Source organism: Leucobacter sp. PH1c, from assembly GCF_000633415.1.
Lineage (GTDB): Bacteria > Actinomycetota > Actinomycetes > Actinomycetales > Microbacteriaceae > Leucobacter.
Map to the genome: position 1 here is coordinate 1 of NZ_AYMV01000039.1, position 15,248 is coordinate 15,248.

The window sequence follows — 15,248 nt, forward strand, 5'->3', positions numbered from 1 at the left end:
CCGCGGCCCGGGCCTCGGGTCCGAGATAGGGTCGGGACCGCGTCCGCACCCCTGTGAGACGCCGGCTAGTGGCCGCCGCCCGTGTAGGGGCCGGTCACCGCGAGACGCTCCAGGTGCGCGGGGAGCGCGAAGCGCGGGTCGACGCCGGCGGCCTCGGGGGAGAAGCCGGCGGCGAGCTGGGCGGCCCACTCGCCGACCTTCGGCGCGAACTTGAAGCCGTGACCGGAGAGGCCGGTAACCGTCACGATGCGGCCGCTCGCGCTCTGGTCGATCACGGGCAGACGATCCGGCGTGTAGGCGCAGTGGTGCACGCTCTCGCGCACGGGCTCGGGGTTGATCCCCTCGAAGAGCTCGGCCGCGCGCTGCCCGATCTTGATGAGTTCGGCGCGCGTGTGGTGGGTGGGCACCTCCGAGACGTCGCGGAACACGGGCCACTCGGGGTTCGTGCACGCCTTGAACGCGTAGCCGTCGAAGCTCGGCGCGCCGAAGAAGTGCACCGATCCCGCATCGCGGAGGAACGCCGGGAAGCGCTCCGGCACGAACAGGCTCGGATCCTTCGGCATGAACCACGTGAGCCCGAGCACCTGGAGGCGCAGCAGATCGTCGAGCTCGGGGAACAGTCGGGTGGACCAGGAGCCCGAGGCGACCACCACGGTGCGCGCGAGCCAGGCGCCCTGCGTGGTGCGCACCACGACGCCGTTCGCGCGCTCCTCGACGTCGATCACGGGGGTGTTGAAGAACAGCTGCGCGCCGTTCGCCTCCGCGAGGTCGAGCGCGCTCATGATCGCCACCTCGGGCCGCAGCCCGCCGCCCTGCGCGTCGAGGAGGCCGACGTCGCCGTCCTGCACGCGGTGCTGCGGGTACTCGGCACGCAGTTCCTCCGTGCTGAGCAGGCGGTGCTCGAGGTCGAACTCGCGCACGGTGCCGAGCGCGGTCACGAGATCCTGGAAGCCCTCGGGTGCGATGCTCAGCGCGCCGACCTCGGCGTAGATGTCGCGGCCCGACTCGCGCTCCAGCTCGCGCCACAGCTCGCGCGAGCGCTGGATCATGCGCACGTAGGTGCCGCCCTCGTGCACGGCGGTGCGGAAGACGCGGGATTCGCCCGCGTAGGAGCCGTGCGAGTGCACGCGCCCGTACTGCTCGATGCCGACAACGGAGAGGCCCTCGCGCTTGCTGAGCTGCCAGAGCGCCATCGCGCCGACGGCGCCCGCTCCGATGACGACGACGTCGGTCTGCTGGAGATCCATGTGTGTTTCCTTCGGTGGGGTGGAGGGGGAGGCGGCCATCAGGCCATGGCCGGGGCGTCCCAGAGGTTCAGCTTCGTCCCGATGCCGTCGCGGATCGCGTTGCGGTACACGTGCGTGGCCCAGGCCACGTCCTCGACCGGCATGCCGCCGACGGAGTAGATGAACACCTCGTCGTCGCTCGCGCGGCCGGGCGTCTTGCCCTGGATGATCTCGCCGATGTCCTCGAACTGCTCGGGCGACATGCGGCCGTCGCGTACGCGGTCGACGAGGTGCATGCCCCAGATCCCGACCGTCTCGTGCGCCGGCGCCGGGAGCTCCTCGGCCCAGGCCTGGTAGATCTTCCGGGCGTCGGCCACGTGGCGGGCGCGCGTGGTGAGCGACTCGTCGAGCGCGAGGTGCGCCGAGCAGCAGATGAACGCGCCGGGCTTCACCCACTCGTCGCGCACCCGGGGGTAGTGCTCCGAACCGGACGGGCTCGGCACGGCGATGCTCACGATGTCGGATCCGCGCACCGCCGCCTCCAGATCGGGCACCTGCTCAATCGTGGTGATCTGCGGGAAGCGCTCCTTCGCCCAGGCGATGAAGGCGTCGACGCCCGCCTGCCCGCGACCGGAGACCTTGACGGTCGTGATGCCGGGCCGCACGGCCATGAACGACTCGAGCGAGGTGCGGTTCATCGGCCCGGGGCCGACGATGCCGACGGTGGTCGCGTCCTCGCGGGCGAGGTAGCGGGCGCCGACGCCGGGGATCGCTCCCGTGCGGTAGGCGCTCAGCAGGTTCGCCGACATGATGGCGAGCGGCGCGCCCGTGTCCTTGTCGGAGAGCGTGAACATGAGGATCGAGCGGGGCAGGCCGCGCTCCTTATTCGCCACGTTCGAGCCGTACCACTTGCAGCCGGCGACCTGGTACTCGCCCCCGAGGTAGGCCGGCATGGCCATGAACCGCCGGTCGGGCCCATCGACCGGCATACCGTCGAACTCGCTCGTCTCAGGGAAGTAGATCTGGGCGCCGTGCGAGTTATTCTCGGTGCCGGCCATGCGGTAGTCGCCCGCGGCGAAGAGGCCGAGCATGTCCGTCATCGTGTCGACGCAGGCGGCCATGTCGGTCACGCCCGCGCGGATCATGTCCGGCTCGTTCAGGTAGAGGAAGTCGATCTGGGTGTCGGGGGTCGCGTCGCGCGTGGGTTCGGTCACGTCGGTGTGTCTCTTTCGCTTGGCTCGCCGGGCGGCCGTGCCCGGGCACGGGATCCGGCGGTGGAGCCCGTGAGTGACGCCAGCCTAAAACTATCCATTTGGATAGTCAAGTGTCGCAGCGACCCAGATCCGGATCCGCAGCAGGATTCGGATCCGCGACCGGATCGGGCTACGCCGCCTGCGCGGAGACGAGCTTCCGAATGAGGCGCAGGGCGGGCGAGACGTCCTCGGGCACCACGAGCTGCTTGAAGACGATCCCGTCGAGGGCGAACCAGATGAGCTCCGTGAGCTCGGTGTCCGAGACGCCGAGCCGCGTCAGCTGCCGTCCGATGGCCTCCCGGTACGACGAGTAGTGGAGCTCCGCGAGCGGCCGCAGCTCGGGGCGGCGGCGCGATTCGAGCAGCAGCTCGTACTGGAACGACTGGATCTCCGCCTCGCGGTCGGCGAGCGACTCGATGCCGGCCGCGAACTCCTCGCTCGTGAGGCGGGCCTGCAGCATGTTCGACTCGCGGAGGCTCGCGTGGATCGCGTACTCCATGGCCTCGGCGATGAGCTGATCTCGTGTGCCGAAGTGGTGGCGCACCAGGCCGTGGGAGACGCCGGCCTCGGCGGCGACCGCGCGGTAGGTGAGCGCGCGCAGACCGCCGGCGGCCACGACCACCACGGTGGCGCGGATGAGCGCGGAGCGGCCCGAGACGTCGTTCATACCTTGAGCGTACGCGAGAGCGGGGAGCCCACCCGGTCGGGGCGCGCTGCGCTGTCCGATTTCCGCGTGCGCCGCGGCCCGCGGCGCGAAACAATGGACGGGTGCTGCCCCCGGATCCCACTCTCCCGCTCGACGCGGACGCCTGCTATCGCGCCGCCTCGGGCCGGGACGCGCGCTGGGACGGGCGGATCTACCTCGGAGTGACGAGCACGGGCATCTACTGCCGCCCCTCGTGCCCCGCGCGGAAGCCGCGCCGCGAGAACTGCCGCTTCTTCCCGAGCGCAGCCGCCTGCGTGGCCGCCGGGTTCCGCGCCTGCAAGCGGTGCCGCCCCGAGGCGGTTCCCGGCACCCGCGATTGGGATGCGCGGGGCGATCTCATCGCGCGCGCCGTCCGCCGCATCCGCGATGGGGCTATCGACGAGGTGGGCGTCGCAGGGCTCGCCGCCGAGCTCGCCGTGAGCGAGCGCCACCTGCGCCGGATGCTGCTCGAGGCGATCGGCGCGACGCCGGTGCAGCTCGCCCGCACGCGCCGCGCGCACGCCGCCCGCGCGCTCATCGAGCAGACCCCGCTCCCGCTCGCCGACGTGGCCTTCGCCGCCGGCTTCGGCAGCGTCCGCCAGTTCGGCGACACCATGCGCGAGCAGTTCGGCGTCGCCCCGTCGGCGCTGCCGCGGCGGGCCGGGGCCGGCCCCTCGGATCGTGCGCCCGGCGACCGCCCGCGCGTGGCCCTGCGGCTGCAGACCCGCGCGCCGTTCGACCCCGAGGCGCTCCGGGCCTTCCTCGTCGCGCACGCGATCCCCGGCCGCGACGAGATCGCCGCGGCGCCGAGCGCCGGCACCGCGCACGCGATCGACGTACCCGGCGGCACGGCGGTGGCGCGCATCGACTGGGCCGGGATCCCGCCCGTTTCCGCGCAGCTCTCAGGCCGCGCAACCGGCCGGGGAACCGACCGCGCCACCGGGCTCGTCGACGTGCCGGTGGAGCTCGAGCTGCCCGGCCTGGCCGATGCGCTCCCCGCGATCCAGCGGGTGCGGCGTATGCTCGACCTCGACGCGGATCCGGCGCAGCTGCAGGCTGCACTCGGCGCCGATCCGCTGCTCGGCCCCCTCCTCACCGCGCGCCCCGGCCTCCGGCTGCCCGCGGCGCGAGAGCCGCACGAGTTCGCGCTCGCGACGGTGCTGGGGCAGCAGGTCTCGCTCGCCGCCGCCCGCACCCTCCAGGGCCGCCTCGTCGCGGCGTACGCGGAGCCCGCCGACGGGCCGCGCAGCGGGGCGCCCGGTTTCGTCGGTCGGATCGACGCGGCCCGTCTCGCCGAGGTTCCGCCCGCGGCGCTCCGCGAGGAGCTGCGCATCACGGGCGCTCGTGCCGAGACGCTCTCCGCGCTCGCGGGGGCGCTCGCCGCGGGGCTCGACCTCGGCCCCGGCGCGGACCGGGCGCGGGCGCGGGCGGAGCTGCTCGCGCTGCGCGGGATCGGCCCCTGGACCGTCGAGCTCGTCGCCATGCGCGCGCTCGGCGACCCCGACGCGTTTCCCGCGGGCGACCTCATCCTCCGGCGCGCGCTCGGCGTCGAGCAGCCGCGGGAAGCGGAACGGCTGGCCGAGCCCTGGCGTCCCTTTCGGGGCTACGCCACCCAGTTCCTCTGGGCAGACTTCCTCGCCGAACAGGCACGAAAGGACACGCGATGACCACCTCAGCAGACACCCTGCACGCTCCGGGCAATCCGGGCGCTCCGGGCAATCCGGGCGCTCCGCTCGCGCACGCCACCATCGACGTGGTCGGCCACCCCTTCCGGGTGATCTGGACGCCGGAGGACGGCGCAGTGCGCGCCGCGGGCTTCGCGACGCCGGAGGACCCGCAGGCCGAGAGCCTGCTCGCCCGCCTCGACGCGCTCGACCCCGCGCTCGCCGCGCGCGGGCTGGCCGCAGACCCCGCGACGGAGGGGCCGATCGTCGACGCGGTGCGGGCCTACGCCGCGGGAGAGCTCGATGCCCTCGACCGGCTCCCCGTCGCCCAGCCCGAGACGCCGTTCCGCGGCGAGGTGTGGCGAGCCCTCCGCGGGGTCGCCGCGGGCACCGCCGTCACCTACACGGAGCTCGCGGCGCGCGCCGGGCGTCCGAGCGCGGTCCGCGCGGCGGCCTCCGGCTGCGCCACGAACCTCGTCGCCCTGATCGTTCCCTGCCATCGCATCGTCCGCACCGACGGCGGGCTCGGCGGCTACCTCTTCGGTGTCGACGTGAAGGAGCGGCTGCTCGCGCACGAGGGCGCGGCAAAGATCAACCTTTCGGATGAGAGGAATCCCCCGAAACTCTGGTGAACCCCCAGCCGGCGCGAGATACGGTAAGGATCATGTCACCCCGTCTGCTGTTCCGGATCTTCGCATTTGCCGAACTCGTCACTTGGGCGGGGCTCATTGCCGCGCTCGTGCTCCGCGGAGCGGGGGTGACGGAAGACCTCGTCCGCCCCGCCGGCGGCGCCCACGGATTCGTGTTCCTCTCCTACTGCGTGGTCACCGTCTTCGTGTGGGTGAACCAGCGCTGGAAGGCGGGCGTCGGCGTGCTCGGCCTCGTGCTCGCGATCGTGCCGTTCGCCACGCTCCCCTTCGAGCTGTGGCTCGACAAGCGGGGCATGCTCACGGGCGACTGGCGCCTCGCCCCCGGGAAGGACGAGCCCCGCGGCTTCATCGAACACGTGCAGGCGTGGGTGCTGCGGCACCCGTTCCTGTCGGTGCTGATCCTGCTCGCCGGCGTCACCGCGGCGTTCAGCGTACTGCTCTGGCTCGGGCCACCCATCCCCAAGTCCTAACCCGCCCCGAAATGCACGAAAGGCCCCGCAGATGCGGGGCCTTTCGCAGTGGAGGGACCGACGGGAATCGAACCCGCGTTCTCAGCTTGGGAAGCTGATGTCTTACCATTAGACGACGATCCCAGGGGTGACGCCGGACCAACTATAGCAGGAAGCCCGACGCCGATTCACCTCGACCCGCGGTCGCTCGCGCGGCCGGTTTCGCGGGCGGAGCCTACTGGCAGACCGCGCGCTCCGTGAGCGTGGCAGCCTTCTCATCGGCGGACCAGCCCACCTCGGGAGCGGCGCCAGCGGCCGAGGCGATCGCGGTGAGCTGCATCGCGAGGTTCTTCACGAACTCGGCGCCTGCGGCGGAGTTGTTGAGCGACACGACCACGGAGTACCCGGACTCGGGATCGTGGTACGCCGCGGTCAGCGTGCCCGTGATGGCGCCCGAGCGCCCGTAGAGCGGGCCGACCTTCTCCATGCCGAATGCCCACTGGCGACCGGCGGTATCGAGCTCCTCGGTGGGCTCGCCCTGCTCGTCGCGCGCGGGGTTCTTCGTGGGCTGCAACTCGGTGACGACGCTCGCGGCCGAGCCGCCGAACGCGCCGCCCAGGTACTGCTCGTAGAAGTTCTTCAGATCGCCAACGGTGGTGACCGTCGCGCCGGCGCCGCCGAGCATGGTGGGCGACACCTCGTGCGCCTCGACGGGGCCGGCATCGCAGACGGCCTTGCCGCCGCTCATCGGGTAGGTGAGCCCGGCGAGCGTGGAGCCGGTCACCGTGAGCGCGGAGTCCTCGGGGAAGTAGCTCGAGCCCATCTTGGCGGGAGCGAACACGTGCTCTTCGAGGAGGGCGGGGATCTCCTCGCCCGTCTTCACCTTCAGCGCGCGCTCGAGGAGCACCGTGTTCGTGTCCGACTGGTGGAAGTCGAGCCCCGGCCAGGAGAGTGGGGAGTGCGCGAGGCCCTGGGCGATGAGCTCCTGCTCGGGCCAGGGGCGCGTGGGGTTGTTCGCGAAGACGTCGCCGAACGGGCCCTTGAAGTCGGCCACGCCGGAGCGCATGTCGCACAGCTGGCGGTACGTGATGCCCTCGATGCCCGACTGGCGGGTGAGGTCCTTCGACACCTCGCGGTCCAGATCGAGCGTGCCCTGGTCGACGAGGTCGAGGAGGAGCGCGCACATGACCGGCTGCGAGGCCTGCGCCGCCCGGATCCGGCTGCTGCCATCGACCGTGTCCGAGCCGTAGCCCTGCACGTACGCGCCGCCGTCGCCGGCCGCCCAGACGCCCACGACGGCCTCGCTCGACTGGCTGAGCGCGAGCGCGGACTCGATCGCCGTGTCGATGCTGCCGGCGAGGCCCGAGTCGATCGTGTCGACGTTGCCCGCGCCGGATCCGCCCGAGGGGCCGGAGCAGCCGGTGAGGCCGAGCGCCGCCGCGGTGACGAGACCGACGAGTGCGAGGCTGGTGCGATGCGCACGTTTCAGGATCAAGCTCGACCGCCAATCTTCGCGGGGTACTCGGGGACACAGAACAGTAGGGAAGTCTACTGCGTTGGGACGGAGTGGGCGCTCAGGGAAGACACTGCGAAGCTGCGAAACCGCCATACATGAGATGTGGAGCCGTGCGTGAGCCGTGAGAAACGGCGCCAGGGCGGCGAAGTGAGGTTGCCCTTACTAGACTGGGGCGGTGACGATCTTTACGGATGCAGTGGTGTCGGCAGTGACCGGACACATGAACGGTGACCACACCGATGACAATCTTCTGATTGCGAGAGCTTTCGGCTACCCCGAGGCGACCGCGAGCGTGATGGTCGGGGTGACGGGCGACGCGGGGATCTGGCGGGTGACCGATCCCGCGGGTGAGCACGAGCTCTCCGTCGCGTGGCCCGCGGCCCCCATCTCGGAGCGCCCGGAGATCCGCCGCGAGGTCGTCGCGCTGTACACCGCCGCCTGCGAGCGGCTCGGCCTGCCCGCGCGCGAGGAGCACGCTCCCGCTGCGTCGTCGCACGCGCACGGTGAGCACGGCGGCCACGGCCACGGCGAGCACGGCGGCCACGGCAGCCATGGCGAGCACGGTGGCCACGGCCACGGCGGCCACCACGGCCATCACGGCGAGGCGGCCGAGGAGGGCGAGGCCGGCGAGGCCCCCTTCTCCCGTGTGATCCGCGAGAGCTCCTGGGGCGACCACTCCGACAGCGAGGGTGCCACCTTCATGGAGGACATCATGCGCGGGAAGGGCACCCGCCAGGACTACATCGACCTGGTCGCGCAGCACTTCTTCATGTACGAGGCGCTCGAGGCTGCCGCCGAGCAGCTCGCCGCCGACCCCGCCACCGCGGGCTTCCACCCGGCTGGGCTCATCCGCATGCCCGCGCTCGAGGCGGACCTTGCGCACCTGCTCGGCGCCGATTGGCGCGAGCGCATCACGCCCGTCCCCGCGACCGCAGCGTACGCCGCGCGAATCCGCGAGATCGCCGAGGAGGGCTGGGCCGCGGGCATCGTGGCGCACCACTACACGCGCTACCTCGGGGACCTCTCGGGCGGCCAGATGATCGCGAAGCGCGTGGCGAAGCAGCACGAGCTCGCGCACGAGGGCATCGCCTTCTACGACTTCTCGGGCCTCGGCTCGCTCGTCGACTTCAAGAACGCCTACCGCGCCGAGCTCGACGCGCTGGGCGCACGCCTCGACGAGGCCGAGCGCGCGCGCATGCTCGACGAGGTGCGCACCGCTTACGCGTTCAACACCGCGGTGTTCGTGGACCTCGGCGCGGCGAAGGCCGCCGCCTAGCGCGAGGCCCCGCACCACCCCACCTCAAGATTCGGGTGAGTTTGATCCGGTATGGCACGTCGATACCGGATCAAACTCACCCGAATCTTGCTGTATGCGGGGTGGGGCGGGAGCGATGCAGCGCGCGACTCGCACTTCGCTAGCCGTTAGCCGCGCACCCCGTTAGCCGCGCACCCCGTTAGCCGCGCACCTCGCGGTTCTGCATGAAGCGCACCACGTTCGGGTCGACGATCACGTCGCGCGGCTGGAGCGGGCGCTGCAGGAACAGCCCGTCGAGCGAGCGCACACGGCTGAGCGCCACGTAGGTCTGCCCGGCGCTGAAGGCACGAGGGCCGAGGTCAATCACGGCGGCGTCGTAGGTGTGCCCCTGCGACTTGTGCACGGTGACCGCCCACGCGAGGCGCAGCGGGAACTGCTCGAACTCCGCGACGACCTCCTTCTCGAGCTTCTTCGTCTCGGCGTCGTAGCGGTAGCGATAGCGCTCCCACACGGTCGGCTCGACCTCGTACTCCTCGTCGTCGACCTCGACCCACACGGTGCCGTCGACGCGGGAGACCGTGCCGATCGTGCCGTTCACCCAGCGGCCGTCGGCGTCGTTGCGGAGGAACATCACCTGCGCGCCGGGTTTCAGCTCGAGCACCTCGTCCGCGGGGTAGGTGTTCTCGCGGAACTCGCCGTTGATCTCGGCCACCGCGCGGAGGGCGCCCCCGCGGATCTCGGCGAGGCGCTCCGCGTTGATGCGGTTCACGGTCGCGTTGGTGGTGGCGAGGGTGATCACGTCGCGCGGGGCCGGGCGCGCGCCCGCGGAGTTGAGCTCCTCGGCCTGGTCGGCCGTGACGACGCCGTGGCGTACGGCGCCGAGGATCTGCTTGAAGCGGTCGTCGCGCTGGCGGTGCACCTCGACGAGCTCGATCGTGGAGAGCTCGGCCGACTGCCACACGTTCGCGTCGAAGAACCACAGCGAGCGGTAGGTGTCGGCGAAGTAGGCGCGCTCGTGCGGGTCGCGCGGCGGCACGGGAGGGAGCTGGTAGGGATCACCGAACATGATGATCTGCGCCCCGCCGAACGGGTCGTGCCGCTTGCCGCGGGCCTGCCGCAGGGAGCGGTCGATCGCGTCCATGAGGTCCGCGGAGACCATCGAGATCTCGTCGATCACGAGGGTGTCGATCGAGGCGAGCATCTTCTTGAGCTCGGCGGGCTGGTCGAGTTCCTGATCCGCGATCACGCCCGTGGGGAGGCGCAGCAGCGAGTGGATCGTCTGCCCGCCGACGTTCAGGGCGGCGACGCCGGTCGGCGCGCAGACCGCGATGATCTTGCTCGTGTTCCACGCCAGGTGGTTGAGGATGGTGGACTTGCCCGTGCCCGCCCGGCCCGTCACGAAGATGTGCTCGCGCGTGTGCTCGATCCGTTCGTAAACGGCGAGCTGCTCGGGGGAAAGAGGGGGGCGGGCCACCGATCCAGGTTAGCGGCTCGGGGCGGCCTCGGCGGCGGGAGTCCCCGGCACCCGCGCGGCGCGCACGGGCAGCAGCAGGATGAGGCCGACGATGAGCACGAGCGCGATGCCGAGGATGCCGAAGATGGCGGAGCCGCCGAGGGTCACCGCGAGCGTGAATGCGCCGGGGGCGAGGAAGGAGACTGCGCGGCCGGTCGTGGCGTAAAGGCCGAAGATTTCGCCCTCGCGGCCCGCCGGGATGAGGCGGGTGAGGAAGCTCCGGCTCGCCGACTGCACCGGGCCGACGAAGATGCACAGCAGCAGGCCGAACACCCAGAACACCCAGGTGCCGAGCGGCGCGAGGATGAAGACGAGCAGGGCCGACAGGATCATGCACGCGAGCGACCAGATCATGATGGGCTTCGCGCCGACGCGGTCCTCGGCGAAGCCGGCGGAGATCGTGGCGAGGCCCGCGACGACGTTCGCGGCGATGGCGAAGATGATCACGGTCGTGGGATCGAAGCCGAAGCTGCGCGCCGCGATCACGCCGCCGAACGTGAACACCCCGGCGAGGCCGTCGCGGAACACGGCGCTCGCGATCAGGAAGAACAGGGTCTGCCGCGCGGTGCGCCACAGCTCGCGGATCGTGCGCACGAGCGTGCCGTACGCGGTGAGAACGCCGCGGATGCCGGGCTTGCGGGCGGGGTCGGCCGGGATCTCGGGCACGGCGAAGAAGACGGGGATCGCGCTCAGCGCGAACCAGGTCGCCGAGACGAGCATGGCGACGCGGATGTTCCAGCCGCCCTCGTGCGTCACCCCGAACCAGCCCGGGTCCGGGAAGATGAAGCCCACGAGCAGGATCGCGAGGAGCACGATGCCGCCGAGATAGCCCATGCCCCAGCCGAAGCCGGAGACGCGGCCCACGTTGGCGTTCGTCGACACCTGGCTGAGCATGGCGTTGTAGCTCACGCTCGCGAACTCGAAGGCGACGTTGCCGATCGCGAGCAGCACGAGCCCGAGCATGAGGAAGCTCGGCTCGGGCGCCACGAGCGCGAGGAGCGCCGTGCAGCCGACCGTGACGGCGGTCGTGATCCCGAGCCAGAGCTTGCGGCGCCCGGCGGCGTCGGAGAGCTGGCCCGTGATCGGTGCGAGCAGCGCGACGACGATGCCCGCGATGAGCAGCGCGGTGCCGAGCTGCGCCGTGACCTCGTGTTCGGGGCCGAACGCGGGCTGCGTGATGTAGACGCCGAACACGAACGTGGTGACCACGGCCTGGAAGGCGGCGGATCCCCAGTCCCAGAGCGACCAGGAGAAGATGCGGCCCTTGCCGACGGGTGCGGGCGTGGGAGCCGGGGCGGGAGGGAGGACCGGCGCGGTTTCGCTCATGCTGCTCACAGTAGTGGCTGCGGCGCCCGTGCGGGAGGGGAACGTCCCGCCCCGGCGGTGCGGGAGGGGCCCGCGTGTCCGACGCGTGACCGATTCCTGAAAGTTGAGTGTGATTGGCTCAAGTTTGGGTGAACCGACTTGACTCGTCGGAGCGGCCCGGTAAACTTGAGTGCATCAGGCTCAAGGTCGGTGATCCGGCCCCGAGCGCACCAGACCACGGCGCCCATCGGCGCCGATCACACCAACACGAAGGAGCGCACATGTCACGTGCAGTCGGTATCGACCTCGGCACCACGAACTCGGTGGTCGCAGTCCTCGAGGGCGGCGAGCCCACCGTCATCGCCAACGCGGAAGGCTTCCGCACCACCCCCTCGATCGTCGCATTCACGAAGGATGGCGAGGTGCTCGTCGGCGAGACCGCCAAGCGCCAGGCCGTCACGAACGTCGATCGCACCATCGCCTCCGTCAAGCGCCACATGGGCACCGACTGGAAGAGCGATGACATCGACGGCAAGCGCTACACCGCGCAGGAGATCAGCGCGCGCACGCTCATGAAGCTGAAGCGCGACGCGGAGACCTACCTCGGCGACAAGGTCACCGACGCCGTCATCACCGTCCCGGCGTACTTCAACGACGCCGAGCGCCAGGCCACCAAGGAGGCCGGTGAGATCGCGGGCCTCAACGTGCTCCGCATCATCAACGAGCCCACCGCGGCCGCGCTCGCGTACGGCCTCGACAAGGGCAAGGAGGACGAGCTCATCCTCGTCTTCGACCTCGGCGGCGGCACGTTCGACGTCTCCCTCCTCGAGGTGGGCAAGGACGACGACTTCTCGACGATCCAGGTGCGCGCCACCTCGGGCGACAACCGCCTCGGCGGCGACGACTGGGATCAGCGCGTCGTCGACTACCTGGCCGCGCAGTTCAAGGCCTCGACCGGCGTCGACGTCTCGGGCGACAAGATCGCGCTGCAGCGCCTCAAGGAGGCCGCTGAGCAGGCCAAGAAGGAGCTCTCGAACTCGATGAGCACCCAGGTGCAGCTCCCGTACCTCTCGCTCACCGAGAACGGTCCCGCGAACCTCGACGAGACGCTCACCCGCGCCAAGTTCGAGGAGCTCACGAAGGATCTCCTCGAGCGCACCCGCAAGCCCTTCCAGGACGTCATCGCGGAGGCGGGCGTCAAGGTCGGCGACATCGCGCACGTCGTGCTCGTCGGCGGCTCGACCCGCATGCCCGCCGTCACCGAGCTCGTGAAGCAGCTCACCGGCGGCCGCGAGCCCAACAAGGGCGTCAACCCGGATGAGGTCGTTGCCGTGGGCGCCGCCCTCCAGGCCGGCGTGCTGAAGGGTGAGCGCAAGGACGTGCTGCTCATCGACGTGACCCCCCTGTCGCTCGGCATCGAGACCAAGGGCGGCATCATGACGAAGCTCATCGAGCGCAACACGGCCATCCCGACCAAGCGCAGCGAGACCTTCACCACGGCCGAGGACAGCCAGCCCTCGGTGGCCATCCAGGTCTTCCAGGGCGAGCGCGAGTTCACCCGCGACAACAAGAACCTCGGCACCTTCGAGCTCACGGGCATCGCCCCCGCACCGCGCGGCATCCCGCAGATCGAGGTCACCTTCGACATCGACGCCAACGGCATCGTCCAGGTGTCCGCGAAGGACAAGGGCACCGGCAAGGAGCAGACGATCACGATCTCGGGCGGCTCGACCCTCTCCAAGGAGGACATCGAGCGCATGGTCCGCGAGGCCGAGGAGCACGCTGCCGAAGACAAGCAGCGTCGCGAGGCCGCTGAGCAGCGCAACAGCGCCGAGCAGCTCGCCTACTCCGTCGAGAAGCTCATCTCGGAGAACGAGGACAAGCTCCCCGAGGACATCAAGACCGAGGTGCAGGGCGACCTGGACGCGCTGAAGCAGGCCCTCGCGGGCGAGGACGAGGCCGCCGTGAAGACGGCCTCCGAGAAGCTCAGCCAGAGCCAGTCGAAGCTCGGCGAGGCGATCTACGCGGCCGCGCAGGCCGAGCAGCCCGCCGCCGACGGCGCCGATGCGTCGAACGATGACGACGTGGTGGACGCCGAGGTGGTCGAGGACGACGAGACCGAGAACACCGGAGAGCAGAAGTAACCATGTCGAACACGGAACAGCACACCCCGGGCTCGGACGACGAGTTCACCGGGAGTGAGGTTCCTGCTGCGGGGTCGGAGGCGAATGCCTCCGGCCCCGAGCCGCAGCAGGACGACCTCACGGTCGATGACATCCTGAACGCGGAGCAGAGCGACGCGGCCGCCGGTGCGGACGCGGAGGAGGCGGAGAACCCCTACCTGGAGGATCTGCGCCGCCTCACCGCCGAGTACGCGAACTACCGCAAGCGCACCGAGGCGAACGCGCTGCTCGAGAAGCAGCGCGCCATCGCGGCGGCGGTCACCCCGCTGCTGTCGGTGCTCGACGACCTCGACCGCGCCGAGCAGCACGGCGATCTCGCGGAGGGCACCGCCTTCTCGACGATCGCGCAGAAGCTGCGCAGCACGCTCGAGCGCTTCGGGCTCGTGAGCTTCGGCGAGAAGGGCGAGTCCTTCGACCCGCAGGTGCACGAGGCGATCGCCCAGGTGCCCGTCCCGGGCACCGAGCAGGACACGGTCCTGGACGTAATCGAGCGGGGGTACCGACTCGGCGATGTTGAGCTGCGCCCCGCCAAGGTAGCGGTGGCGGTGGGGGCAGATGGCTAGTCAGGATTGGCTCGATAAGGACTTCTACCAGATCCTCGGCGTCTCCAAGACGGCGAGCGACGCTGAGCTGAAGAAGACCTACCGCAAGCTCGCCCGCACGTACCACCCGGATTCGAACCCGGGCGACGCGGCGGCGGAGGCGAAGTTCAAGGAGATCAGCGAGGCCTACTCGGTGCTCTCCGACGCCGAGCAGCGCGCCGAGTACGATCAGATTCGCGCCATGGGCGCGGGCAGCGCCCGCTTCACCGCGGGCGGTGGCGGCGGCCAGGGCTTCGAGGACGTCTTCGGCGGCATGTTCGGCGGCGCTCAGCGCGGCGGGCAGCACTTCAGCTACCAGCAGGGCGGCGGCCAGAACTTCGACGACATCTTCGGCATGTTCGGCGGCGCCCAGCGCGGCCCGCAGCCAGGGCGCGACGTGCAGGCCTCCACCACGCTCGACTTCGAGACCGCGGTGCAGGGCAAGACCGTCACGCTGCAGGCGCCGAGCGGCACCGTCAAGGTGAAGATCCCGGCAGGCGTGTCCGACGGGCAGAAGATCAAGGTGCGCGGCAAGGGCGAGCCGAGCCCGAACGGCGGGCAGCCGGGGGACATCATCCTCACGGTCGCCGTGCGCAAGCACCCCGTCTTCGAGCGCGAGGGCCACAACCTGCGGCTCAAGCTGCCGATCACCTTCTCGGAGGCCGCGCTCGGCGCGACCGTCGAGGTACCGACGCTGGGCGGCGACCCCGTCAAGCTGAAGGTGCAGCCGGGCACCCCGAGCGGCCGCGTGCTGCGCGTCAAGGGGCGCGGCGTGAAGACCGCGAAGGCGACGGGCGACCTCCTCGCGGAGGTCCAGGTCGTCGTCCCGGCGCACCTCTCCGCGGAGGCGCGGGCCGCCCTCGAGGCGTTCCGCGACGTGGAGCCCAACGAAAACCCCCGCGAGGATCTTCTCGCGCGCGCACGCAGCTAGTGCGCTGGGCCGGCCGCCGTCCGCGGCGGTCGGCCCC

At 71.0% G+C, this 15,248-nt stretch carries 13 protein-coding genes and 1 tRNA gene; 7 read left to right on the plus strand and 7 right to left on the minus strand.

Annotation, left to right across the window (positions count from 1 at the left end; genetic code table 11):
- Positions 1 to 65: 65 nt before the first annotated feature.
- The 3 genes from solA to U874_RS0112285 all read right to left on the minus strand — a co-directional run bounded on the left by solA (position 66) and on the right by U874_RS0112285 (position 3,146).
- Positions 66 to 1,247, minus strand: coding sequence for an N-methyl-L-tryptophan oxidase (gene solA, locus U874_RS0112275; protein ID WP_025134834.1), 1,182 nt, complete (start codon positions 1,245 to 1,247; stop codon positions 66 to 68).
- Between the two features lie 38 nt (positions 1,248 to 1,285).
- A complete protein-coding gene (locus U874_RS0112280; protein ID WP_025134835.1) occupies positions 1,286 to 2,440 on the minus strand; it encodes a tyramine oxidase subunit B in 1,155 nt (384 codons plus the stop codon).
- Positions 2,441 to 2,609: 169 nt separating this feature from the next.
- Positions 2,610 to 3,146 carry a TetR/AcrR family transcriptional regulator gene (locus U874_RS0112285; RefSeq protein WP_025134836.1) on the minus strand — a complete coding sequence of 179 codons (537 nt, stop codon included), beginning with the start codon at positions 3,144 to 3,146 and terminating at the stop codon, positions 2,610 to 2,612.
- A gap of 101 nt (positions 3,147 to 3,247) precedes the next feature.
- Between U874_RS0112285 and U874_RS0112290 the strand changes: the two genes are divergently transcribed.
- The 3 genes from U874_RS0112290 to U874_RS0112300 are packed head-to-tail and all read left to right on the plus strand — an operon-like array spanning position 3,248 to position 5,948.
- Positions 3,248 to 4,831, plus strand: coding sequence for an Ada metal-binding domain-containing protein (locus U874_RS0112290; RefSeq protein ID WP_025134837.1), 1,584 nt, complete (start codon positions 3,248 to 3,250; stop codon positions 4,829 to 4,831).
- Positions 4,828 to 5,460: a methylated-DNA--[protein]-cysteine S-methyltransferase gene (locus tag U874_RS0112295; RefSeq protein ID WP_025134838.1), complete on the plus strand. Its 633-nt coding sequence runs from the start codon at positions 4,828 to 4,830 to the stop codon at positions 5,458 to 5,460. The genes U874_RS0112290 and U874_RS0112295 overlap by 4 nt, the downstream gene beginning before the upstream one ends.
- Before the next feature lie 32 nt (positions 5,461 to 5,492).
- Complete coding sequence (locus U874_RS0112300; RefSeq protein ID WP_025134839.1) at positions 5,493 to 5,948, plus strand: DUF3817 domain-containing protein; 456 nt, start codon at positions 5,493 to 5,495, stop codon at positions 5,946 to 5,948.
- 49 nt (positions 5,949 to 5,997) lie between these two features.
- Here U874_RS0112300 and U874_RS0112305 read toward each other — a convergent pair.
- Positions 5,998 to 6,071 (minus strand) — tRNA-Gly (locus U874_RS0112305).
- A gap of 91 nt (positions 6,072 to 6,162) precedes the next feature.
- Positions 6,163 to 7,422, minus strand: coding sequence for a serine hydrolase (locus U874_RS0112310; RefSeq protein WP_025134840.1), 1,260 nt, complete (start codon positions 7,420 to 7,422; stop codon positions 6,163 to 6,165).
- A 196-nt stretch (positions 7,423 to 7,618) separates the two neighbouring features.
- Between U874_RS0112310 and U874_RS15945 the strand changes: the two genes are divergently transcribed.
- Complete coding sequence (locus U874_RS15945; RefSeq protein ID WP_369802356.1) at positions 7,619 to 8,719, plus strand: biliverdin-producing heme oxygenase; 1,101 nt, start codon at positions 7,619 to 7,621, stop codon at positions 8,717 to 8,719.
- A gap of 178 nt (positions 8,720 to 8,897) precedes the next feature.
- Here U874_RS15945 and U874_RS0112320 read toward each other — a convergent pair whose 3' ends face one another.
- Complete coding sequence (locus U874_RS0112320; RefSeq protein ID WP_025134842.1) at positions 8,898 to 10,172, minus strand: ATP-dependent RecD-like DNA helicase; 1,275 nt, start codon at positions 10,170 to 10,172, stop codon at positions 8,898 to 8,900.
- Positions 10,173 to 10,181: 9 nt separating this feature from the next.
- Positions 10,182 to 11,537: an MFS transporter gene (locus U874_RS0112325; protein WP_025134843.1), complete on the minus strand. Its 1,356-nt coding sequence runs from the start codon at positions 11,535 to 11,537 to the stop codon at positions 10,182 to 10,184.
- A 260-nt stretch (positions 11,538 to 11,797) separates the two neighbouring features.
- Here U874_RS0112325 and dnaK point away from each other — a divergent pair, with 260 nt between their 5' ends.
- Genes dnaK through U874_RS0112340 form a run of 3 tightly spaced genes read left to right on the plus strand, consistent with a single transcriptional unit; the run spans position 11,798 to position 15,211 of the window.
- Positions 11,798 to 13,660 (plus strand): molecular chaperone DnaK, encoded by a 1,863-nt coding sequence (gene dnaK / locus U874_RS0112330; RefSeq protein ID WP_025134844.1) that lies wholly within the window; start codon positions 11,798 to 11,800, stop codon positions 13,658 to 13,660.
- 2 nt (positions 13,661 to 13,662) lie between these two features.
- Complete coding sequence (locus tag U874_RS0112335) at positions 13,663 to 14,262, plus strand: nucleotide exchange factor GrpE (RefSeq protein WP_025134845.1); 600 nt, start codon at positions 13,663 to 13,665, stop codon at positions 14,260 to 14,262.
- A complete protein-coding gene (locus U874_RS0112340; RefSeq protein ID WP_025134846.1) occupies positions 14,255 to 15,211 on the plus strand; it encodes a DnaJ C-terminal domain-containing protein in 957 nt (318 codons plus the stop codon). The genes U874_RS0112335 and U874_RS0112340 overlap by 8 nt, the downstream gene beginning before the upstream one ends.
- The last annotated feature ends 37 nt before the right edge of the window (positions 15,212 to 15,248 follow it).